This window comes from Pseudomonas sp. WOUb67 (genome assembly GCF_050058005.1).
GTDB lineage: Bacteria > Pseudomonadota > Gammaproteobacteria > Pseudomonadales > Pseudomonadaceae > Aquipseudomonas > Aquipseudomonas putida_R.
The window spans coordinates 3,622,676-3,645,171 of sequence record NZ_CP170112.1; the positions used below are offsets into that span (position 1 = coordinate 3,622,676).

Sequence of the window (22,496 nt, forward strand, 5' to 3'; positions counted from 1 at the left end):
CGGCTCCCTTGAGCGCCTGGCTCTGGTAGCATTCGCCGCATGACGTATTCAGGAAGATTGACCTGGGGCCTGGTTATCTGGGCCGCCAGTTTCGCAGCATGGGGCCAGAGCGAGTTGCTGGTGAAGGTAAAACCAGCCAACAAAGCGCTCAAGGCCAATGTCGAAGGCTATATCGGCACCCTGGGTGACCGCGATGAAGAAGCATTGTTACGCTTCAGTCGCGGGGCAGAGGAGCAGGCGCGCAAAGCCGCGCAGGCACTTGGCTACTACCAGGCGCAGATCGATACCGAGGTAAAGCCCCCCAAAGATGCAGACCATTCCCCGCAACTGATCCTCAGCATCAACCCGGGCGAGCCGATCCGCCTGCGCAACGTGACCGTGCGCATCGAAGGCCCGGCCAGCGAAATGAAGGCCTTCCGCGTGCCTGACAGCAAGGCACTGCGGGCAGGTGAACAACTCAACCACGGCCATTACGAAGACGCCAAGCGGCTGATCCAGAACCAGGCGTCGCGCTACGGTTTTTTCAGTGGCCGCTTCAGCAGCCAGCGCCTGGCGGTCGACCCGCAGGCCGGTGTGGCCGATATCGAACTGGTCTACCAGAGTGGCCCGCGCTATCACCTGGGCGCTGTCACCTTCGGCGGCGACACGCCGCTGGACGACGACCTGTTGCAGCGCATGGTGTCGTTCAAGCCGGGCACCCCCTACGACTCGGAACTGATCGCCGAACTGAACAATGACCTGCAATCGAGCGGGTATTTCGAAGGCGTGCGGGTGGATGCTGCGCCCACCGCCGCCGTGGGTGAAGAAATCCCGGTGGATGTTCGCCTGGAAACCCGCAAGCCACGCACCATGGGCCTGGGCCTGGGCTTCTCGACCGACGTCGGTCCGCGTGGCAAGGCCAACTGGACCCGCCATTGGGTCAACCCGCAGGGTCACAGTTATGGGTGGGAAACCGAGCTGTCGGCACCCCGGCAGAACGTTGGCCTGTGGTACGACATCCCACTCGACCCGCCACTGACCGACAAGCTGCGCTTCGCCGGCGGCTACCAGAACGAGGAGCTTGCCGGTACCGATACCCTCAGCAAACTGCTCACAGTCGGCCCCGAGTGGCACAGCAAGCTGCCCAGCGGCTGGCAGCGGGTCATTTCGCTCAAGTACCAGCGCGAGGAGTATCGCCTGGGTGACGATTCCGGGCTGAGCAACCTGCTGATGCCTGGCGTGAGCTATTCCTTCCTGCGCAGTGACAACCGTATCGACCCGCACAACGGCTACCGCTTGCAGTTCGATGTACAGGGGGCCAAGGAAGGGCTGGTTTCCGACACCAACCTGTTGCACGGCAATGTACTGCTCAAGGGCCTGACCACGCTTGGCCACAACCACCGCTTGCTCGGCCGCGTACAGTTTGGTGGCAGCGCGACCAATGGCTTCAAGAACAACATTCCGCCGTCGCTGCGCTTCTTCGCCGGTGGCGACCAGAGCGTGCGTGGCTACGACTACCAGACCCTGTCGCCGAAAAACAGCGATGGCGACCGCATCGGCGGGCGCTACATGGTGGCCGGCAGTGTCGAGTACCAGTATTCGCTGACCGAAAAGTGGCGGATCGCGACGTTTGTCGACCAAGGTAACTCGTTCAACAACCTTGAGCTGCCCAGCCTCAAGACCGGTGTCGGTTTTGGTGTGCGCTGGGTATCGCCGGTCGGGCCGTTGCGCCTGGACCTGGCCAAGGCGCTGGATGACGAAGGGGGCATTCGCCTGCACTTTTCCATGGGGCCCGAGCTGTGAAACGCGTGATCAAGTACATTTTGCTGGGCCTGCTCGGGGTAGTCGCGAGCCTGGGCCTGGTACTGGGCCTGCTGCTGGGGACCGAGGCTGGCAGCCGCTGGGCGCTGGGCAAGGTGCCCGGGCTTGAGGTGGCCGATTTCCAGGGCCGCCTGGCCGGCAGCTGGCAGGCCAGCATGCTGCGCTGGGCCGACGGTGGCAGCACGGTAGAGGTGCAGGCACCGCTATTGGCCTGGTCGCCTGCCTGCCTGCTGCGCGCCACCCTGTGCATCGACAAGTTGCAGGCACAACGCATCGACATGGGCTTTGCGCCAAGTGCCGAGCCGGCAGACAGTGGCCCGCTGCAGTTGCCAGCGCTGCGCTTGCCGCTGGCCATCGAGCTGGGTGAGGTCAAGGTCGGCCAGCTGCGGCTGGATGGCAGCGACCTGCTGGGTGACTTGCAACTGGCCGCGCACTGGACCGGCACGGGGATGCGCATCGACAGCCTGCACCTGCAGCGCGATGACCTGCAACTGAACCTGCAGGGTGACGTGCAGCCCGAAGGTGACTGGCCAGTACAACTCCAGGCGCAGCTGCAACTGCCAGCCGTAGACGGCAAACCCTGGCCGCTGGCACTGACCGCCACCGGCGAATTGCAAAAGACCTTGAAGCTTGCCGGCACCAGCAGCGGTTACCTCGACGCCACCCTGAGCGGGCAGTTGCAGGCGTTGGCCGAGCACCTGCCGGCGACCCTGCAGATTCGTTCAGAGGCGTTCAAACCAGTGGGCTCGCTGCCCGATACCTTGCAGTTGAATCAGCTCAAGCTGGATGCCAAGGGCGACCTGCTCAAGGGTTATCAACTGTCGGGAACGGCAAGCCTGCCGGCTGAACAGTCGCCAATCGCGTTGGCGTTGTCCGGGCTGGTCGACAGCAAAGGGGCCAGGCTCGATGCCCTCGACCTGACCGCCAGCGACACCCAGCGCGTCAAACTGCAAGCCACTGCCGACTGGCAGGAAGGCCTGACCGCCGATGCGCAGCTGGACTGGCAGGACTTCCCGTGGTTGCGTCTATACCCGCTGGAGACGCCGCCCGAGGTCACCCTCAAGCGTTTCAACACCCAGGTGCATTATCGCGAAGGCAATTACCAGGGCACCTTCAAAGGCGACCTCGACGGCCCGGCGGGGGCGTTCAGCCTGGCCAGCCCGTTCGAAGGTGACCTGACCCAGGTGAAACTGCCGCAACTGGCGCTGACCGCCGGGCAAGGCAAAGCCGCCGGCAGTGTTGCCGTGCGCTTTGCCGACACCTTGGCCTGGGATGTCGACTTGCAGCTTTCAGCGCTCGACCCGGCCTATTGGCTGGCGGAGCTGCCGGGCACCTTGGCCGGGCCGTTGCGCAGCAAAGGCGAGATGAAGGGCGAGGTGCTCACCCTTGATGCCCAGCTTGATCTCAAAGGCCGCCTGCGCGGCCAGCCGGCAGTGTTCAAGGCAGAGGCACAGGGAGCGGGGCAGAACTGGACACTCGGCGCCCTGGCGATCCAGCTGGGTGACAACCGTATCAACGGCAGTGGCAGCTTGCAGCAGCGCCTGGCCGGGCGAATCGACCTTGACCTGCCGCGCCTGGGCCAGCTGTGGCCAAGGCTGCAGGGCCAGGTCAAGGGCCGGCTGGATGTCGCTGGCACCTTGCAGGCTCCGCAAGGCACGCTGACCTTGCAGGGCCAGCGCTTGGCCCAGGCCGAAAACCGGCTGCAACAGCTGGACCTGGATGCCCGCCTGGATAACGCCCAGCGCGGCGTAATCGAGCTGAAGGCCACTGGCATCCACCTGGGGGACACGGCATTGGGCACGCTGCAGGCCAACGGTAAAGGCGACATTCGCCAGCAAGCCTTGACCCTGGCGCTGGATGGCCCGCAACTCAAGCTTGACCTCGGCCTGGATGGCCAGTTGAGCAAGGGTGACTGGCGTGGGCGCCTGGCGAGTGGGCGTATCCAGGCCGGTGGCCAGGACTGGCAGTTGCAATCGCCGGCACGCCTGCAGCGTCTGGCCAGCGGCCAGCTGGACTTCGGTGCCCATTGCTGGCGCTCCGGCCAGGCCAGCCTGTGTGGTGACGACCAGCGCCTGGCGCCCGAGCCGCGCTTGCGCTACCACCTCAAGCAATTCCCGCTCGACAGCCTTGCCCAGTGGCTGCCTAAGGACTTCGCCTGGCAGGGCCTGCTCAATGCGGATATCAATCTGGACATCCCGGCCAGCGGCCCCAAAGGCAACGTTGTCATTGATGCCAGTGGCGGTACGCTGCGTGTGCGCGACAAAGGCCGTTGGGTCGATTTCCCTTATCAGGCCCTGCGTGTCGACAGCACGTTGGCGCCACGGCGTATCGATACCCGCCTGGCCTTCCGCGGCGAGCGCCTGGGCGAGCTGAACGTCAACACACGCCTCGACCCGCTGGGCAAGAACAAGCCGTTGTCAGGTGATTTCCGCCTGGCCGGGCTGGACCTGTCGGTGGCCCGTCCGTTCTTGCCGATGGTCGAGCGCCTGGCCGGGCAGCTCAACGGCAGTGGCCGGCTTTCAGGCACCTTGCTGGCACCGCAGGTCAACGGCAACCTGATGCTCAGCGGTGGTGAAGTCAGTGGCGCCGAGTTGCCGGCCAGCCTTGAGGACCTGTCGTTGCAGGCGTTGATCGCCGGCGAGCAGGTGCAGCTCAACGGCAACTGGCGCAGTGGTGATGCCGGGCGCGGCCAGTTGAGTGGCAACCTCACGTGGGGGCAGGCGCTGGGCATGGACCTGCGCCTGCAAGGCCAGCAACTGCCGGTCACCGTCGAGCCCTATGCAACGCTGGAGGTTGCCCCGGACCTGACCTTGCGCCTGATCGACGACAAGCTGGCGATTACCGGCAAGGTGCAAGTACCCAAAGGCAAGATCACCGTGCGTGAACTGCCGCCGTCGACGGTGAAGGTATCGGATGACACGGTCATCGTCGGTCACCAGACCGAAGAGGGTAAACCGCCCATGGCGATGGCCATGGACATTGATGTCGAGGTGGGCCGCGACAAGCTGTCGTTCAGTGGCTTTGGCCTGACTGCCAACCTGCTCGGCCATGTGCATATCGGCGACAACCTCGACACCCGTGGCGAATTGAGCCTGGCCGACGGGCGCTACCGTGCCTACGGCCAGCGCCTGACCATCCGCCGTGCGCGCTTGCTGTTCGCCGGCCCGATCGACCAGCCCTACCTGGACATCGAAGCCATCCGCACGGTCGATGACGTGATTGCCGGTATCCGCCTGAGCGGCAGTGCCGAGCAACCCACAACCAAGGTGTTTTCGGAACCGGCCATGAGCCAGGAGCAGGCGCTGTCGTACCTCGTACTGGGGCGGCCTCTGGGCAACTCTGGCGAGGACAACAACATGCTTGCCGAGGCAGCGTTGGGCCTGGGGCTGGCAGGCAGCGCCGGCATCACCGGCAGCCTGGCATCGAGCCTGGGGATCGACGACTTCCAGTTGGACACCGAAGGCTCGGGCAACAGCACCAGCGTGGTCGCCAGCGGCAACATCACCGAGAAGCTGAGCCTGCGGTACGGCGTGGGTGTGTTCGAGCCTGCCAACACCATCGCGTTGCGTTACAAACTGAGCAAGAAGGTGTACCTGGAAGCCGCCAGTGGGCTGGCCAGCTCACTGGACATCTTCTACAAGCGCGATTTCTGAAGCGGCGCCGAGGCGGCCGTCAACGGACGGTGGCCGCCTCGATGAATTCATTGGTGTCGGGCGAGGGCAGTGGGCTGGGGGCGCGCACCGGGGTGATCAGGCTGGTGTATTCCTCGATCAGCCGGTTCAGGGCTTCCGGCGGCTCGCTGGCCTGGAACTGCATGCGGATCTGCACTTCGTCAGGGTCACGGCTTTCACCCTGACGGCCTTGGCCACCGATGGTGACCTTGAAGCTGGCAGCCTTGTTCTCGCTCGCGGTCAGCAGTGCCTGTTGTGCTTCGGTCCCTTTGACCCGTACCGACAGGTCGACCTGCATGCGCTCCAGGGCCAGGCCCTTGGGGGACACCAGTGCAAACAGCGGGACGCGCATGATGTGCTGCCCATCCAGGGCCACTTCGACCATCTTGGCTTTCATGGGGGCGCCCAAGGCGTCGCTGTCGCACTCGAAGAACTGGTCGAACAGGTTGATGTACTGCTGTGCAATCAGGCTGTTGGTGGCGCTGGCGGCTTCTTGCAGGCCACGGGTGATCTCACGCAGGTCGATGGAGGTCATGGGGGCAGGGGGCTTGTTCATGGGCTCGACTCCTCAGGGCAAATGTTGCCCCCCGGTGCTGGCCAGGGGGCTGTTTTGCGGCGTACGGGTCGTCTCAAGGGTTGTTGCTGCCTGCTTCGGCTGCAGGGTCTTTCAAGGTGTCGGCTTGGGAGATTTCGTCCGGGCTTTGCAGTTCGGCGGTTCTGATCACGGTTGGCTTGGTCGCCGCGTCGGTCAGGAACTCGATCACCCTCATCATCGCTTCAGGTGGTTCCTGGCGCTTCATCGTCGTATTGAATGCGTAGCGGGCGCGGGTGTCGGTCTTGCGTGTCTGGGCCGACTTGTGGCTGACGCTGCCCTTTACGTTCAGTTTGAATGGACCCCAGCCCAGTGAGCCGGTCACCTCTGCACCCATTTCCGTGCTAGAGGTATCTTCCGACATCTGATTGATGATCAGCTCGAATTCGACATTGCCTTCATCGATGGAGATGTTCGGGTGTGTGATGGCCGCCAGCAGTGGCACCTTCATGGTCTTGCTGACCACACCCTTGTATTCACCCTGTTCGTCGACGATGGTCTCGTCGTAGTCGAACTGGATAGCCACGGCCTTGCCGTCCTGCACGCACACTTGCATCAGGAAGTCGGCATACGACTTGCTGGCGGTAACCTGTGCCTGGACCATGGCCTGCAGGGGGCCTGCGATCATGCGGTCCATGGGCAAGGCGTTGATCACGGATCCGATGAGGCTGTTATCAATCGACATGTTTTGTTGCCCTTTTTATTGAGAGAAAAGGTGGCCACCCCTGGCGGCCCGGGTGCTGGTCGTCAGCGAGCGCAAGGCTCCTGGCGACGGATGTTGCCGATCTGGCGCAGGCTCAGGCCGTACTTGTCGGCCAGCAGGCTGCGGGAAAGGCCATTGGCGCTTTCTTTCTGGATCTGCTGGTTGCGTAGTTGGCGCAGGAAGTGGTCAGCCTTGGGGATTTCCAGGGCCACTCCGGCGTAGCGCTTGATCAGTGCGTCGAGCGCTTCGGCCGGCAACACGTCGGCGAGCTTGGTGCGCTCGCGGTACTTGGGGATGTATTTGGGTCTGCCGCCGTAGGCGCAGGTCAGCTGGTAGGTATTGTCGATGCCGATACAGTCGATCAGTGCCTGCAACGAGTGGGGCAGTTGGCTGATATCGATGAGGCTCAAGTCTGGTAATTCCATATGGCGCTCCTTCGGGATGGGGGAATGTGCGACCCGATCACCAGCGGCGTGATGTCGACGGTGTGAGCAAATTCTGTGTGACAGTCACGGCCCGTCGATAGGCGACATATGGGTTGCGGTTTGTAGCCTCGGTGAACAGAGATTGCAGGCAGCGATATCCTGCGGTGTAGGAGATGTCTTCAAGGTGTGGCTGTGGCGGTTGATTCCCCATCAGGGCGCTTCGCAGGTCGAATGATGGGGCCCGGCACCCTCAGTTGCAGGGGTAGCTGCTTAGCAGGCTGGCGCTGCGCAGGTAGGCCTGAGGTGCATCGAGCATGCCTTGTGGCAGCGCCCGCCAGTCGACCACCAGGCACAGGGCATGCAGTGGCTGCCCGTCGCGGTGGCCGATGACCGTGTCGGAAAAGCTGCGACGGTACAGCGCCTGGGTCTGGTACAGCGCCTGTACATGATCGGCTTCGGCCAAGGTCTGCCGGGCCAGTTCTGGCAACTGGGCCATGGGAGCACTGAAATGCACCGGGGTTCCGTGTGCCTGCAGGTAGCCGGCCTGACGTACGCGCTGCCACAGTTGTTGCCACTGGCTGGCGCCGGCATGGCGCTCCAGGTCGCGGCCAAGCTCAAGCAGTTGCGCTGCCGTTACGTCGCGGGTGTCCAGCGCGTGAAGGGTAAGCGGGGTCAGGATCAGGGATGCGAACAGCAGGGGTTTGTACATGATGCCTCCGGCATGGGTGCTTGGAGCCCCATGCTTTCAGGCAGTCGCCAGCCTACCCAGCAGGAAATGCAGCGCCGGGCCCTGTGGGCGTTGTATCATTGCCGCGGCTCGTTGCGAGCCATTTGCCCCTGATGTTGCAAGGAACTTTCGATGACACACGTGCAGCGCCTCAAATATTCCCTTCTGATCATCCTGGTGGTACTGGGCCTGATGCTGGGCCTGTCCCACCTGCAGAAGCAGGGCACGATCAGTGAGCAGACCTTCCAGATGCTGGCCATCGCCATCGCCGTGGTGGTCGTGGTGATCAACGGCATTCTGCGGCGTAAGGTAAAGCCCTGACCCGTGCGGGCCGGCCATGCGTGGCCGGCCATGCGCTCAGCGCGTGTGTGCCTGCTCCAGCACGGCGCGCGCCTGGGGGTTGAGGCTGTAGCACTTGTCGCTGCCCAGTTCGATAACACCTTCGGTGCACAGCCGCTTGAGCACTTCACGCACGCTGAGGAACGACAGCGGAATATCCAGCTGTTCCAGTTGTGCGTGCACGCCGCGTACGCCAATGCTGCGGCCATTGCGGTCGGCGGCGTGCAAGGCATCGATCACCTTGAGCCGGATCAGGCTGGTGCGCAGGCCGAAGGTGCGCAGCAGCTCGCGGATCTGTTCGTTGCCGATGCGTTCTTCAGAAAAAACGTCCTGTCCGTTGGGCGCTTTGCCTGGGACGCGCCCGGCGTGAGTCGAGGGTTGCGGGTTGTACATGTGAATGCTCCTTTTCGTGGACGAACCCGAAATGTGGTTGCCTCACTTACTAGGACGAATGAGAACGCAAAAACTGCAACCCACTCGTAAAAAAAATGCCTGTTCCTCTTCAAGACGTTCCATCGCCTTGTAATACGTAAAATTTTCACCTGGCCGTTCGTCTGATCGGGATAAGCCCCGAACCCGAGGAGTGCCCGTGTTTCCACTTTCCCGTCCCATGACTTGCGCAGGCCTGGCCGCTGCACTGGTGGCCTTCAGCGTTGCCGTGCAGGCGCAGCCCGCCCTTGATGCCAGTGCGCAGATTCGTCGAACCAGTTTCGGGGTGCCGCATATCGTGGCCAAGGATGAGCGCGGCCTGGGCTATGGTGTCGGCTATGCCTACGCCCAGGACAACCTGTGCCTGCTGGCCAACGAGGTGCTGACCGTGAGCGGTGAGCGCTCACGCCATTTCGGTGCCAAGGGCAAGACCCTGGAGCAGCGTGACAACCTGGCCAGCGACCTGTTCTTCACCTGGCTCAACAGCCCGACGGCAGTCGATGCGTTCCTCCAGGCGCAACCGGTGCAGGTGCAGGCACTGCTGGCGGGTTATGCCAGCGGCTACAACCGGGCGTTGGCCGAGCGCCGCCGCGGTGGCTTGCCCGCCGAATGTGGCAACGGTGAATGGCTGCGGCCGATCACCAGTCAGGACCTGGTCAAGCTGACTCGCAGGCTATTGGCCGAAGGCGGTGTCGGGCAGTTCGTCGAAGCACTGGCGGGGGCGCAACCACCTACACAGACCAACCAGCAGGCGTCGGCGGGCTTCGCCAGCGCACTGGCGCGGCAGGAACGCTTCGCCACGGAGCGCGGCAGCAATGCGGTGGCCGTAGGGGCGCAGCGTTCGGCCAATGGCCGCGGCCTGTTACTGGCCAACCCGCACTTCCCGTGGATGGGCGGCATGCGCTTTTATCAGATGCAACTGACCATCCCTGGCCAGCTCGATGTGATGGGCGCGGCATTGCCGGGCCTGCCAGTGGTCAATATCGGTTTCAACAGGCACCTGGCCTGGACGCACACCGTCGACACCTCCAACCACTTCACCCTGTACCGTCTGCAACTCGATCCCAAGGACCCGACCCGTTACCTGCTTGATGGCAAGTCGCTGCCAATGGCCCGGCAAACCATCAGCGTTGCGGTCAAGGCCGAAGATGGCAGCCTGAGCCAGGTAGAGCGGCAGATCTACAGTTCGCAATTCGGCCCGGTGGTGCAATGGCCCGGGCGGCTGGACTGGGACGCGCACGCGGCGTACAGCTTGCGTGACGCCAACCTGGACAACACCCGGGTGCTGCAGCAGTGGTACCAGATCAACCGTGCCGACAGCCTGGCAGCGCTGAAAGGCTCGGTCGAGCAGCTGCAGGGTATTCCGTGGGTCAACACCTTGGCCGTGGACCAGGGCGGTGGGGCGTTGTACCTGAACCAGTCGGTGGTGCCGTATGTCGACCAGCAACTGCTGGGCACCTGCAGCAACCCGCAAGCGCAAGGGCGCATGGTGGTGCTGGATGGCTCGCGTAGTGCGTGTCAGTGGAAGGTCGATGCGCAGGCCGCACAACCGGGTATCTTCCCGGCGCGAATGCTGCCGAGCCTTGAACGCCAGGATTTCGTGCAGAACTCCAACGACCCGGCCTGGATGGCCAACCCGGCACAGCCGCTGACAGGCTATTCACCTTTGGTCAGCCGCAGTGACCAGCCGCTGGGCATGCGTAGCCGCTTTGCCCTGCAGCGCCTGCAGGGCACGGCAAGGCTGGGCATTGATGACCTGCAGCGCATGGTGACCGACGACGAGGTCTACCTGGCCAGCCTGGTGCTGCCAGACCTGCTGCAATGGTGCAAGGGCGCAGGGGCGGATGTACAGGCCGTGTGCAGCAGCCTGGCGGCCTGGAATGGCAAGGCCGACCTCGACAGTGGCATTGGCCTGGTGCATTTCCAGAACCTGTTCAATGCCCTGGCCGCGCACCCGGAAAGCTGGCGCGTGGCCTTCAACCCGGCCGACCCGCAGCACACGCCGCGCGGTTTGGCGGTGGAGCAGGCGGCCGTGCGCAAGCTGGTACACGAGGCGGCACTGGCGTCGCTCAAGCAGGTGAGCGACAGCGGTGTAGCGGGGGAGGCGCGTTGGGGGCAGGTGCAGCAGGCGCTTGACGGCACGCCGGTACCGGGTGGCCCGCAGGCGCTGGGCGTGTACAACGCGATGTACAGTGTGCCGCACGGGCAGGGCAAGCGGTTGGTGGTCAGTGGTACCAGCTACCTGCAACTGGTCAGCTTCACCGACAAGGGGCCAGAAGCTCGGGGGTTGTTGGCGTTCTCCCAGTCGAGCGAAGCGGCATCGGCGCATGCCAGTGACCAGACCAAGGCCTTTGCGGCCAAGCAGCTGGCGGTGATGCCGTTTACCGAGGCACAGATCAAGGCAGACCCGGCGTATCGGGAAGTGGTGATCAGTGAAGGGGACAAGGGGGCAGTGGCACAGCAGTAAGGCATTGCGGCCTCTTCGCGGGTAAACCCGCTCCTACACGACTTGCGTACCATTGTAGGAGCGGGTTTACCCGCGAAAGGGCCGGTCCTGGCAACCCTGTAATGTCAGGAAAACTCGAACGGCGCCAGCTGAAACCCTTGCTCATCTACCTGCAAGGCCCAGCCCCGGCGGTCCCAGTCCCCCAGCACGATGCGCCGTGCCGGCTCCCCATCAACCACCAGCTTGTGAATCGCCGGCCGGTGGGTATGGCCATGCACCAGCGTGCGCACGCCATGCGCCGCCATCACCTTGGGTACTTCCTCAGGCGTGACGTCGACAATCTCGGTGGACTTCATCCGGGTTTGCGTGCGGCTCTCGCTGCGCAGCTTGCGCGCCAGCTTGTAGCGGGCTGACAGCGGCAGGTGCCGCAAGATCCACAAACTCAGCGGGTTGCGCAGCAAACGGCGCATCTTCATGTAACCCAGGTCGCGGGTGCACAAAGTGTCGCCATGCATCAGCAGCACCTGCTCACCGCCCAGCTCGATGACGCTGGGGTCGTTCAACAGCGTGCAACCTGCGGCTTCGCAAAAGGCTTGGCCAATCAGGAAGTCGCGGTTGCCATGCATGAGGAAGATGGCCGTGCCGCTGTCGCTCAGCCGGCGCATGGCCTGGCAGATCGACTGCTGGAAGGGGGTCATGGCATCGTCGCCGATCCAGGCTTCGAAAAAGTCGCCCAGAATGTACAACGCTTTGGCGTGGCGGGCACGGCCGTCCAGCAGATCAAGAAACGCCCGGGAAATGTCCGGGCGCTCTTCTTGCAAATGCAGATCGGAGATCAGCAGTATCACCCAATGATCTCGGCTTTCTCGATGATCACGTCTTCTTTTGGCACGTCCTGGTGGCCGGACTTGGAACCAGTGGCGACTTTCTCGATGGCATCAACCACTTCACGGCCTTCGATCACTTCGCCGAATACCGCATAGCCCCAACCCTGTACGTTCTTGCCGCTGTGGTTGAGGAAGTCGTTGTCCGAGGCGTTGATGAAGAACTGCGCCGAAGCAGAGTGCGGCTCCATGGTGCGGGCCATGGCGATGCTGTACTTGGCGTTTTTCAGGCCGTTGTCAGCTTCGTTCTGGATGCTGGCACGCTTGTCACGCTTTTCGTTCATGCCTGGCTCGAAACCGCCGCCCTGAATCATGAAGCCCTTGATCACACGGTGGAACACGGTGTTCGAGTAGTGGCCGGCTTCAACGTAGGCCAGGAAGTTGGCAACGGTCAGCGGGGCTTTTTCGGCGTTCAGTTGCAGAACGATGTCGCCGTGGTTGGTGCTCAGTTTGACTTTGGACATGCTGAAATTCGCTCTTTCAAGGCATTTTGGAATCGGGTGCGCAGATGCGCGTATTGTCACCTGACGCTGGATCGGGCGGCCGCGACACACATGCGCGGCGGCCATTTTGCCAGGCTTGGGCAAAAAGCCGTGATAAATCACGCCAGTTTGTCCGGGCCCGACTGTCAGCAGCTTGACTGCTTCGGCTATGATAGGCCCTTTGATTCAATCGGCCTACCCAGGCCGGACACGTGCATTCAAGGATCCTATGAGCAAGCCCACTGCCGACAACGCGCCCAACGCCGCTGCCAAAGGCGCCCCCGCTGTCCCTGCGAACTTCCTGCGGCCGATCATCCAGGCCGACCTGGACTCGGGCAAGCACAGCAGCATCGTCACCCGCTTCCCGCCGGAGCCTAACGGCTACCTGCACATCGGCCACGCCAAGTCGATCTGCGTCAACTTCGGCCTGGCCAAGGAATTCGGGGGCGTCTGCCACCTGCGTTTCGATGACACCAACCCGGCCAAGGAAGACCAGGAATACATCGACGCCATTCAAAGCGACGTCAAATGGCTGGGCTTCGACTGGGCCGGCGACGTGCGTTATGCCTCCAGCTACTTCGACCAGTTGCACGACTGGGCGGTGGAACTGATCAAGCGTGGCAAGGCCTATGTCTGCGACCTGACCCCTGATCAAGCGAAAGAATACCGCGGCAACCTCAAGGAGCCGGGCAAGAACAGCCCGTTCCGCGAGCGTAGCGTGGAAGAAAACCTCGAGCTGTTCGCCCGCATGAAGGCTGGCGAGTTCAAGGACGGTGAGTGCGTGCTGCGGGCCAAGATCGACATGGCCTCGCCGAACATGAACCTGCGCGACCCGATCCTGTACCGCATCCGCCATGCCCACCATCACCAGACCGGTGACAAATGGTGCATCTACCCCAACTACGACTTTACCCACGGCCAGTCGGACGCTATCGAGGGCATCACCCACTCGATCTGCACCCTGGAGTTCGAAGGGCATCGTCCGCTGTACGAATGGTTCCTCGACAACCTGCCGGTGCCGGCGCACCCGCGCCAGTACGAGTTCAGCCGCCTGAACCTGAACTACACCATTACGTCCAAGCGCAAGCTCAAGCAACTGGTTGACGAAAAGCACGTCGACGCCTGGGACGACCCGCGCATGTCGACCCTGTCCGGCTTCCGTCGCCGCGGCTACACCCCGGCTTCGATTCGCAACTTCTGCGAAATGATCGGCACCAACCGCTCCGACGGCGTGGTCGACATGTCGATGCTCGAGTTCAGCATCCGTGACGACCTGGACCGCACCGCACCGCGCGCCATGTGCGTGCTGCGCCCGCTGAAAGTGGTCATCACCAACTATCCGGAAGGCCAGGTCGAGCAGCTTGAGCTGCCGCGCCACCCGAAAGAAGACATGGGCGTGCGTGTACTGCCGTTCGCGCGCGAGCTGTACATCGACCGCGAAGACTTCATGGAAGAGCCGCCGAAGGGCTACAAGCGCCTGGAACCGGCCGGTGAAGTGCGCCTGCGCGGCAGCTACGTGATTCGCGCCGACGAAGCCATCAAGGACGCCGACGGCACTATCGTCGAGCTGCGTTGCTCGTACGACCCGGACACCCTGGGCAAGAACCCTGAAGGCCGTAAGGTCAAAGGCGTGATCCACTGGGTGCCGGCCGAGGGCAGCGTCGAGTGCGAAGTGCGCCTGTACGACCGCCTGTTCCGTTCGCCGAACCCGGAAAAGACCGAGGATGGCGGCAGCTTCCTGGACAACATCAACCCGGACTCGCTGCAAGTGCTGAGCGGTTGCCGTGCCGAGCCGTCGCTGGCCCAGGCGCAACCCGAGGACCGCTTCCAGTTCGAGCGCGAAGGCTACTTCTGCGCCGACCTGAAAGACAGCCAGCCGGGCCGCCCGGTGTTCAACCGCACTGTCACCCTGCGTGACTCCTGGGGCAGCTGAGGAAACGCCGTGCTTACCATCTACAACACCCTGAGCAAAGCGAAGGAAACCTTCAAGCCGCTGGATGGCAACAAGGTGCGCATGTATGTGTGCGGCATGACCGTGTACGACTACTGCCACCTGGGCCATGGCCGCAGCATGGTGGCCTTCGACCTGGTCACCCGCTGGCTGCGCAAGAGCGGCTACGAGCTGACCTATGTGCGCAACATCACCGACATCGATGACAAGATCATCAACCGGGCCAACGAGAACGGCGAAAGCTTCGAAGCGTTGACCGCCCGCATGATCGACGCGATGCACGAAGACGAGCGCCGGCTGAACATCCTGCCGCCAGACCAGGAGCCGCGTGCCACCGACCATATTGCCGGCATGCACGCGATGATCCAGACCCTGATCGACAAGGGTTATGCCTACGCCCCGGGCAACGGCGACGTGTACTACCGCGTCGGCAAGTTCGTCGGCTACGGCAAGCTGTCGCGCAAGAAGATCGAAGACCTGCGCATCGGTGCACGCATCGAGGTCGACGAAGCCAAGCAGGACCCGCTGGACTTCGTGCTGTGGAAGGGCGTCAAGCCGGGCGAGCCGAGCTGGGAATCGCCATGGGGCCCGGGCCGTCCGGGCTGGCACATCGAGTGCTCGGTGATGTCCACCTGCTGCCTGGGTGAGAGCTTCGACATTCACGGCGGCGGCAGCGACCTGGAGTTCCCGCACCACGAGAACGAGATTGCCCAGAGCGAAGCGGCCACTGGCAAGCAGTACGCCAACGCCTGGATGCACTGCGGCATGATCCGCATCAACGGCGAGAAGATGTCGAAGTCGTTGAACAACTTCTTCACCATCCGCGACGTGCTCGAGAAGTACCACCCGGAGGTGGTGCGTTACCTGCTGGTGGCCAGCCACTACCGCAGCGCGATCAATTACTCCGAAGACAGCTTGCGTGATGCCAAGGGCGCGCTGGAGCGTTTCTACCATGCCCTGCGCGGCTTGCCACGGGTGGCAGCCAAGGGCGGCGAAGCGTTTGTCGAGCGTTTCAGCGTGGCGATGAACGACGACTTCGGCACCCCCGAAGCCTGCGCCGTACTGTTCGACCTGGTGCGCGAGATCAATCGCCTGCGCGACAGCGAGCCGGAGGCTGCTGCTGGCCTGGCTGGCCGCCTGCGCGAGTTGGGTGAGGTGCTGGGTGTGCTGCAGCTGGAAGCCGATGACTTCCTGCGTGCGGGTGCCGAAGGCAAGGTCGATGCGGCTGAGGTGGAAGGCCTGATTCAGGCGCGCCTGCAGGCACGTACCGACAAGAACTGGGCCGAATCGGACCGCATTCGCGACCAACTCACCGCGATGGGTGTGGTGCTGGAAGACAGCAAGGGCGCGACTACCTGGCGTCTGGCTGACTGATCGGCGTATAGGGGCTGCTTCGCAGCCCGTTCGCAGCACAAGGCTGCTCCTACAGGATAATGCGATCCCCTGTAGGAGCAGCCTTGTGCTGCGAATGGGCCGCCTGGCGGCCCCCAGCCTTTACTTGGGCAGCCCCGCAAGCGGGCAGTGCAACACTAATCTCGCCCCACCCAGCTCGCTCTCTCCAATCTCCAGCCCGAACCCATGCAGGTCGACGATCGCGGCAACGATCGACAACCCCAGCCCGAACCCGGCATGGCGATGCCCTTCATCACTGCGATAGAACCGCTTCAGCACCGCAGTCCGCTCTTCTTCGGGAATGCCCGGCCCGCTGTCCTCAATGGCCAGGTGCACGCCGGTCTCGTCCTGTGTCGCACAAATCCGCACTTGCCCACCCTCGGGCGTGAACTTGATGGCGTTGCCCACCAAATTGGCCAGTGCCTCGAACAGCAGTTCGCGGTCACCGTGCAGGGCCGGCAGCTGCGCGGGCTGGTGCAGTTCGAGATGGATACCGCCATCCTCGGCCAGAGGCAGGTAGAAGTCGTGCAGTTCGACCAGCAGTTCATGCGGGTCAAGCTGAACGAAGCCGGCCCGGCGCTGGCGATCTTCCAGTTCGCTGATGCGTAGCAAGCCGCGAAAACGCGCCATCAGGGTATCGGTTTCGCCAATGGCCTGGTCCAGCGCCTCGGCTTGTGCGGAGTCGACGTCGCTCTGCTGGCGAATGCGGTACAGCTGGGCGCGCAGGCGTGTAAGCGGGGTACGCAGGTCATGGGCAATGTTGTCGCACACGCCCTTGACCTCATGCATCAGCCGCTCGATGCGGTCGAGCATGGCGTTGACGATGGCGGCCAGCATGTCCAGCTCATCGCGCCGGGCCGACAGGGGCAGGCGGTGGGTCAGGTCGCCGGCGACGATCAGCTCGGCCTGGGCCTGGATCGCGCGGATACGCTTGAGCGGCCGGCGGCGCAACAAATACCAGCCGGCAAAGCCTGGGATCAGCGTCAAGGAGATACCCCAGAGCAGGGCATCGAGAATGATCCGGGTAACCACGAACAGTGAGCCGTTATCGCGGAACAGTACCAGCCAGCGGCCATCTTGCACTTTGATCGCCACCGCATCGCAGCTGTCGCGGGGCAGGTGGGGGTCGTCGGCATCCAGGCAGCGTTTCAACTCATGGATCTTGCCGTCCAGCCTGAGCTCCGGGGGCAGGGTGCGCACACTGCCGCCAATCGGGTTGAGCTGGGTGTCGAACAGGCCATAGGCGTCGAAGCTGCGCTCTTCGAAGGCCTGGCTGGCGATCAGGGCGTCGTCCAGCTGCTTGCCGCTCATGTGCGCGAACAGGTGCTGGCGCTGCAGCATCGAATGGCGGGTGAGCTTGTTCAGGTAGCTGGACACCTCGAAGTACAGCACGCCCATGAGAATGCTGCTCCAGGCCACGAACAGAAAACTGTACAGCGCCAGCAGGCGGCTGGTGGACGAGCTCCAGCCTTTAGACGGGTTCAGCAATGGCATAGCCGGAGCCCCGTACCGTACGGATCAGCGGCGACTGGCCGGGGGAGTCGATTTTCTTGCGCAGGCGGCCGATGTGCACATCGATCAGGTTGGTGCCCGGGTCGAAGTGATAGCCCCAGACTTCTTCGAAAATCATCATCCGTGTGATCACCTGGCCGCTGTGGCGCATCAGGTACTCCAGCAGTTTGTATTCGGTGGGCAGCAGGTTGAGGGTATTGTCACCGCGGCGCGCCTCGTGGCTGATCAGGTCCAACTGTAGGTCGGCGACCTGCAGGCGTGTCTGGGTCATGGGCACGCTGTTGCGGCGCAGCAATACTTCGACCCGTGCGGCCATTTCGTCGGAGGCAAACGGCTTGGTCAGGTAGTCGTCACCGCCGGCACGCAGGCCACGTACCCGTTCATCGACGTCGGAGAGGGCGCTGATCATCAGGATCGGCGTAGCGATCTTGAGGCTGCGCAGGGTGGTGACGATGGTGAGGCCATCGACCTCGGGCAGCATGCGGTCCAGGGTGATCAGGTCGTAGCCACCGGCAATGGCCTTGGCCAGGCCTTCACGGCCATTATCGGCCCAATCCACCTCCAGGCCGTGGCTGGTAAGTTCGGCGACGATTTCCTGGCCGGTGACGGCGTCGTCTTCGATGGTCAGTACGCGAGGCATGCTGGTTCCTGGGCATCTAATAGAGATTTGATTGTGCCAAAGAATAGACAACCGGCGATTTAAGAAAAATTCATCTAGCGTATTTGCTCCACCGGCCCTATCGCCGGCAAGCCAGCTCCCACAGGGTGCTCTGAGGCCGTGAGGGCAGCACATTACCTGTGGGAGCTGGCTTGCCGGCGATAGGGCCGGTGAAGGTATGAACAAACGGTTCAGCGTGCGCTGATACCCTCGCCATGCATGATCTGCGCAATGATTGGCACCGGGGTCATCAGGTGCGAGCGCATCATGGCGCTGGCGCGCTTGGCGTCACGGGCGAGGATCACCTCGACCAGCGCCGCATGCTCCTGGCGCTTGAGCTCCAGGGCCTGTTCGGAGAACACCGTCTGCGTCAGCCACAGGTGGCGGTAGCGCTCGGCCTGGTCGAACAGGTAGGTGCGCGCCTGAAGCAGGTGCTTGGAGCCGCAGCCCGAGGCAATGGCGGTATGAAACGCCTTGTGCCGCTCGTCCCACACATCCAGGCGCTGCTCGCGGGTTTTCACTTCCACCACCTTGGCCAGGGTATGCGAGTGGGCCAGCACTGACGCCTCCCAGGTGTCGTCGCCGCGCTCGATGGCCAGGGCGATGATCATCGCTTCCAGGTTGGCGCGGGCATCGTAGATATCGTTCATCTCGGCCAGTGACATGGGCGCTACGCGGTAGCCTTTCTGGCTGATCGCGTTGACCAGGTGCTCGGCCACCAGTTGCGACAGGGCTTCACGCAGCGGGCCCACACCCAGGTCGTAGCGCTCCTTCAGGGCACTCATCAACAGTTTTTCACCGGGCTTGAACACGCCGCGGATGATGTCCTTCTTGAGCCTCTCATACCCGCTGAATGCTGAGTTTTGTCGGGGGGCGAGCGCGTCCAAGATCCTGTTCCTCAAAACGTTTTGCCGATCATACCGAAACCGCCTGCTGACGAAAAACAATGGATAAACAACACTATTATCGCCTAAATATAAAAATGTAGACATTTTGAGTTAGTGGCGATATTTTTACCTCGCCCGCACTGATCCAGGTCACCACCGGACGGCGCTCTCCACTTTTTCTGCCAGGACACTGCCATGAACGCTTTTACGCAGATCGACGAACTTGTGATGCCACTGCCGCTGGAGCCGCGTGGTTACACCATCGCCCCTTCGAAACAGTCGCCGCGCCTGCTTGAACTGACCTTCGCCCGTGAAACCGTTGAAGCGTTCGTCCAGGCTGTTGCCGAGTGGCCGGTGCAGGCGCTGGAGTACAAGTCGTTCCTGCGCTTCCGGCTAGGTGAAATCCTTGACGAGCTGTGCCAGGGTACCCTGCGCCCGGTGCTGCTCAACACCATCCTCGATCGCGCCACCGGCGGCATGCTGATTACCCCGCTGGGCCTGGATGACGTGAGCCAGGCCGAAGACATGGTCAAGTTTACTACTGCCTGTGCACACCTGATCGGCCGCTCCAACTACGACGCCATGAGCGGCCAGTTTTATGCGCGCTTCGTGGTGGTCAACTCCGACAACTCCGACAGCTACCTGCGCCAGCCGCATCGGGTGATGGAGTTGCACAACGACGGCACTTTCGTGAACCAGATCACTGATTACGTGCTGATGCTGAAGATCGACGAAAAGAACATGGAAGGCGGCAACTCGCTGCTGCTGCACCTGGACGACTGGGAGCAGTGCGAGGCGTTTTTCCGCCACCCGATGGCCCGCCGTGAAATGCGCTGGACCGCACCGCCGAGCAAGAAGGTCGCCGAAGATGTGTTCCACTCCGTTTTCGACACCGATGGCGAAGGCCGCCCGACCATGCGCTACATTGACCAGTTCGTGCAGCCGGAAAACTACGAGGAAGGCATCTGGCTGAACGCCTTGTCCGACTCGCTGGAAGGCAGCGCGAAGAAGGTGTCGGTACCGGTAGGTGTGGGCAGCTTCCTGCTGATCAACAACCTGTTCTGGCTGCACGGTCGCGACCGCTTCACCCCGCACGAGGGCCTGCGCCGTGAACTGATGCGCCAGCGTGGTTACGTCGCCTTCCCCAAGCCGCTGTACCAGCGCGGGCAATAATGACAGGGCGCAGGGCGGGCGCCTGCCCATGCGTCGTTGCACAACATGATGCCATCAGGGCCCGAGCGGGCCTTGGTGAGCGAGCCAGGCAATGCCTGCGTGTGAGGTAAGGCTGTGTACGATTTCATCATTATTGGCGGTGGCATTGTGGGCATGTCCACGGCCATGCACCTGATCAAGGTCTACCCGGACGCGAAGATTCTCCTGCTGGAGAAGGAATCCGGCCCGGCCCGCCACCAGACCGGTCACAACAGCGGTGTGATCCACGCTGGCGTGTACTACACCCCCGGCAGCCTGAAGGCGCGCTTCTGCCTGGAAGGCAACAAGGCTACCAAGGCCTTCTGCACCCAGCACGGCATCCCCTTCGATGAGTGCGGCAAGCTGCTGGTGGCCACCAACGAGCTGGAAATGCAGCGCATGAAGGCACTGTGGGAGCGTACCGCGGCCAACGGCCTGGAGCGCCACTGGCTGTCGGCCGACGAACTGCGCGAGCGCGAGCCCAATATCGTGGGGATGGGGGGCATCTTCGTGCCGTCCAGCGGCATCGTCAATTACGCCCAGGTGACTGCGGCGATGGGCGCTGAATTCCAGCGTGCCGGCGGCGAAATCCGCTATGGCGCAGAGGTGGTCGGCCTGCAGGAGCAAGCCAGCGAAGTGATCGTGCGCACTCAGCGCGACGAGTTCCGTAGCCGTTTCCTGGTGACTTGCTCGGGCCTGATGGCCGACCGCGTGGTCAGCATGCTGGGCCTGCGCACCGAGTTTGTCATCTGCCCGTTCCGGGGCGAGTACTACTTGCTGCCCAAGCAGCACAACCAGATCGTCAACCACCTGATCTACCCGATCCCCGACCCGTCGATGCCGTTTTTGGGCGTGCACCTGACCCGCATGATCGACGGCACCGTCACGGTTGGCCCCAACGCAGTACTGGCGATGAAGCGCGAGGGCTACCGCAAGACCGACGTCAGCCCCAGCGACCTGTTCCAGACCCTGACCACCCCCGGCATTCTCAAGGTGCTGGCGAAGAACTTCCGTCCGGGCCTGATCGAAATGAAAAACTCGCTGTTCAAGGGCGGCTATCTCAAGCAGGTGCAGAAATACTGCCCGAGCATCACCAAGGCCGACCTCACGCCTTACCCGGCCGGTGTGCGCGCCCAGGCGGTGTCGCGCGACGGCAAGTTGATCGACGACTTCCTGTTCGTCAACACCGCGCGCAGCGTCAACGTGTGCAACGCACCGTCGCCGGCCGCCACCTCGGCCATTCCGATCGGCGCCTACATCGTCGAGAAGGTGTGTGAGCAGGTCACCCTCGCAGGTGGCAGTGCCCCCAAGGCGAGGCTGCCGATCAACAGCGTAGGGCAGGGCGCCTGATCAGCCTGGGCTGAAGACAGACGAGCAAGTCGTCCCCGGCTGTGAGAGGATGTCGACCATCACAGCCAGGACCCCGAACACAGCCTGATGAAGACACCCAAAAGAATCGAACCCCTGATCGAAGACGGCCTGGTCGACGAAGTACTGCGGCCGCTGATGAGTGGCAAGGAGGCCGCCGTGTATGTTGTGCGCTGCGGCAACCAGGTGCGCTGCGCCAAGGTCTATAAAGAAGCCAACAAGCGCAGTTTCCGCCAGGCCGCTGAATATCAGGAAGGCCGCAAGGTGCGCAACAGCCGCCAGGCCCGGGCCATGGCCAAGGGCAGCAAGTTCGGCCGTAAAGAAGCCGAAGATGCCTGGCAGAACGCCGAAGTTGCGGCGTTGTTCCGCCTGGCCAGTGCGGGCGTTAGGGTACCCAAGCCCTACGACTTCCAGGACGGCGTGCTGTTGATGGAGTTGGTCACCGATGCCGATGGCGACGCTGCCCCACGCCTGAACGACGTGCACCTGGAAGCCGAGGATGCCCGCACGTTCCATGCCTTTGTCATTCGCCAGATCGTGCTGATGCTTTGTGCGGGGCTGGTGCATGGCGACTTGTCCGAGTTCAACGTGCTGCTCGGCCCGGACGGGCCGGTGATCATCGACTTGCCGCAGGCCGTGGATGCAGCCGCCAACAACCACGCCTTCAGCATGCTGCAGCGCGATGTGGACAACATGGCCCATTATTTCGGGCGCTTTGCCCCGGAGCTGAAAAGCACCCGGTATGCGCAGGAGATGTGGGCGCTGTTCGAGGCCGGTGATTTGCTGCCCGACAGCCCGTTGACCGGGGTGTTCGCGGATGACGAACATGAAGCGGACGTGTCCGGGGTGATGCGCGAAATCGACGCAGCCCGGCTGGATGATGCACGCCGCCGTGCAGCGCGTGACGAGGCCGAGCATGGGCCAGCCAAGGCAGAAGAGCCCACGCCGCCCTGGTTGCAGTGAGGGGGACGGTTCCAGTCAGGTCAGCAATTGGGGCCGCTTCGCGGCCCATCGCAGGCAAGCCAGCTCCCACAGGTAC

General features: G+C 63.0%; 19 protein-coding genes. 9 read left to right on the forward strand and 10 right to left on the reverse strand.

Features of this window, described 5'->3' with window-relative positions:
- Positions 1 to 39 precede the first annotated feature (39 nt).
- Both ABOC32_RS16245 and ABOC32_RS16250 read left to right on the forward strand, forming a co-directional pair.
- Entirely contained in the window at positions 40 to 1,782 is a 1,743-nt protein-coding gene (locus ABOC32_RS16245) for an autotransporter assembly complex protein TamA (protein ID WP_426807943.1), read from the forward strand.
- The gene (locus tag ABOC32_RS16250) at positions 1,779 to 5,453 is read left to right on the forward strand and encodes a translocation/assembly module TamB domain-containing protein (protein WP_426807944.1); all 3,675 of its coding nucleotides are present in this window, start codon (positions 1,779 to 1,781) and stop codon (positions 5,451 to 5,453) included. The genes ABOC32_RS16245 and ABOC32_RS16250 overlap by 4 nt, the downstream gene beginning before the upstream one ends.
- Positions 5,454 to 5,472: 19 nt before the next feature.
- On the opposite strand, the gene ABOC32_RS16255 is transcribed toward ABOC32_RS16250, so the two are convergent.
- The 4 genes from ABOC32_RS16255 to ABOC32_RS16270 all read right to left on the reverse strand — a co-directional run bounded on the left by ABOC32_RS16255 (position 5,473) and on the right by ABOC32_RS16270 (position 7,900).
- Entirely contained in the window at positions 5,473 to 6,027 is a 555-nt protein-coding gene (locus tag ABOC32_RS16255) for a DUF2589 domain-containing protein (RefSeq protein ID WP_426807945.1), read from the reverse strand.
- Positions 6,028 to 6,100: 73 nt separating this feature from the next.
- Positions 6,101 to 6,748: a DUF2589 domain-containing protein gene (locus ABOC32_RS16260; protein WP_426807946.1), complete on the reverse strand. Its 648-nt coding sequence runs from the start codon at positions 6,746 to 6,748 to the stop codon at positions 6,101 to 6,103.
- Positions 6,749 to 6,810: 62 nt separating this feature from the next.
- Positions 6,811 to 7,191, reverse strand: coding sequence for a Mor transcription activator family protein (locus ABOC32_RS16265; protein WP_426807947.1), 381 nt, complete (start codon positions 7,189 to 7,191; stop codon positions 6,811 to 6,813).
- 250 nt (positions 7,192 to 7,441) lie between these two features.
- Positions 7,442 to 7,900, reverse strand: a complete 459-nt coding sequence (locus ABOC32_RS16270; RefSeq protein ID WP_426807948.1) for a hypothetical protein — start codon at positions 7,898 to 7,900, stop codon at positions 7,442 to 7,444.
- A gap of 150 nt (positions 7,901 to 8,050) precedes the next feature.
- Between ABOC32_RS16270 and ABOC32_RS16275 the strand changes: the two genes are divergently transcribed.
- The gene (locus ABOC32_RS16275; RefSeq protein WP_003248064.1) at positions 8,051 to 8,239 is read left to right on the forward strand and encodes a hypothetical protein; all 189 of its coding nucleotides are present in this window, start codon (positions 8,051 to 8,053) and stop codon (positions 8,237 to 8,239) included.
- A 36-nt stretch (positions 8,240 to 8,275) separates the two neighbouring features.
- On the opposite strand, the gene ABOC32_RS16280 is transcribed toward ABOC32_RS16275, so the two are convergent.
- Positions 8,276 to 8,650, reverse strand: coding sequence for a fe2+ zn2+ uptake regulation protein (locus ABOC32_RS16280; RefSeq protein WP_426807949.1), 375 nt, complete (start codon positions 8,648 to 8,650; stop codon positions 8,276 to 8,278).
- Positions 8,651 to 8,846: 196 nt separating this feature from the next.
- Between ABOC32_RS16280 and ABOC32_RS16285 the strand changes: the two genes are divergently transcribed.
- Positions 8,847 to 11,153, forward strand: coding sequence for an acylase (locus ABOC32_RS16285; protein WP_426807950.1), 2,307 nt, complete (start codon positions 8,847 to 8,849; stop codon positions 11,151 to 11,153).
- Between the two features lie 104 nt (positions 11,154 to 11,257).
- On the opposite strand, the gene ABOC32_RS16290 is transcribed toward ABOC32_RS16285, so the two are convergent.
- Both ABOC32_RS16290 and ABOC32_RS16295 read right to left on the reverse strand, forming a co-directional pair.
- Entirely contained in the window at positions 11,258 to 11,980 is a 723-nt protein-coding gene (locus ABOC32_RS16290; RefSeq protein WP_426807951.1) for a UDP-2,3-diacylglucosamine diphosphatase, read from the reverse strand.
- The gene (locus ABOC32_RS16295) at positions 11,977 to 12,480 is read right to left on the reverse strand and encodes a peptidylprolyl isomerase (RefSeq protein WP_234225084.1); all 504 of its coding nucleotides are present in this window, start codon (positions 12,478 to 12,480) and stop codon (positions 11,977 to 11,979) included. Before ABOC32_RS16295 ends, ABOC32_RS16290 begins: the two co-directional genes overlap by 4 nt.
- 247 nt (positions 12,481 to 12,727) lie before the next feature.
- On the opposite strand from ABOC32_RS16295, the gene ABOC32_RS16300 reads away from it, so the two are divergent.
- On the forward strand, positions 12,728 to 14,431 hold the full coding sequence (locus ABOC32_RS16300; RefSeq protein WP_426807952.1) for a glutamine--tRNA ligase/YqeY domain fusion protein: 1,704 nt from the start codon (positions 12,728 to 12,730) through the stop codon (positions 14,429 to 14,431).
- A 9-nt stretch (positions 14,432 to 14,440) separates the two neighbouring features.
- The gene (gene cysS / locus ABOC32_RS16305; protein WP_426807953.1) at positions 14,441 to 15,823 is read left to right on the forward strand and encodes a cysteine--tRNA ligase; all 1,383 of its coding nucleotides are present in this window, start codon (positions 14,441 to 14,443) and stop codon (positions 15,821 to 15,823) included.
- 120 nt (positions 15,824 to 15,943) lie between these two features.
- Here cysS and ABOC32_RS16310 read toward each other — a convergent pair whose 3' ends face one another.
- From ABOC32_RS16310 to csiR, 3 genes are all read right to left on the reverse strand, one after another.
- Complete coding sequence (locus ABOC32_RS16310; RefSeq protein ID WP_426807954.1) at positions 15,944 to 17,335, reverse strand: sensor histidine kinase; 1,392 nt, start codon at positions 17,333 to 17,335, stop codon at positions 15,944 to 15,946.
- A complete protein-coding gene (locus ABOC32_RS16315; protein ID WP_012272507.1) occupies positions 17,313 to 17,993 on the reverse strand; it encodes a response regulator transcription factor in 681 nt (226 codons plus the stop codon). Before ABOC32_RS16315 ends, ABOC32_RS16310 begins: the two co-directional genes overlap by 23 nt.
- Positions 17,994 to 18,202: 209 nt before the next feature.
- On the reverse strand, positions 18,203 to 18,898 hold the full coding sequence (gene csiR, locus ABOC32_RS16320; protein ID WP_426807955.1) for a DNA-binding transcriptional regulator CsiR: 696 nt from the start codon (positions 18,896 to 18,898) through the stop codon (positions 18,203 to 18,205).
- A gap of 195 nt (positions 18,899 to 19,093) precedes the next feature.
- Here csiR and glaH point away from each other — a divergent pair, with 195 nt between their 5' ends.
- The 3 genes from glaH (at position 19,094) to ABOC32_RS16335 (ending at position 22,420) form a co-directional block, all read left to right on the forward strand.
- Positions 19,094 to 20,071 (forward strand): glutarate dioxygenase GlaH, encoded by a 978-nt coding sequence (gene glaH / locus ABOC32_RS16325; RefSeq protein WP_426807956.1) that lies wholly within the window; start codon positions 19,094 to 19,096, stop codon positions 20,069 to 20,071.
- 114 nt (positions 20,072 to 20,185) lie between these two features.
- Positions 20,186 to 21,439 (forward strand): L-2-hydroxyglutarate oxidase, encoded by a 1,254-nt coding sequence (gene lhgO / locus ABOC32_RS16330; protein WP_234225069.1) that lies wholly within the window; start codon positions 20,186 to 20,188, stop codon positions 21,437 to 21,439.
- Between the two features lie 87 nt (positions 21,440 to 21,526).
- Entirely contained in the window at positions 21,527 to 22,420 is an 894-nt protein-coding gene (locus tag ABOC32_RS16335; RefSeq protein ID WP_061202654.1) for a PA4780 family RIO1-like protein kinase, read from the forward strand.
- The last annotated feature ends 76 nt before the right edge of the window (positions 22,421 to 22,496 follow it).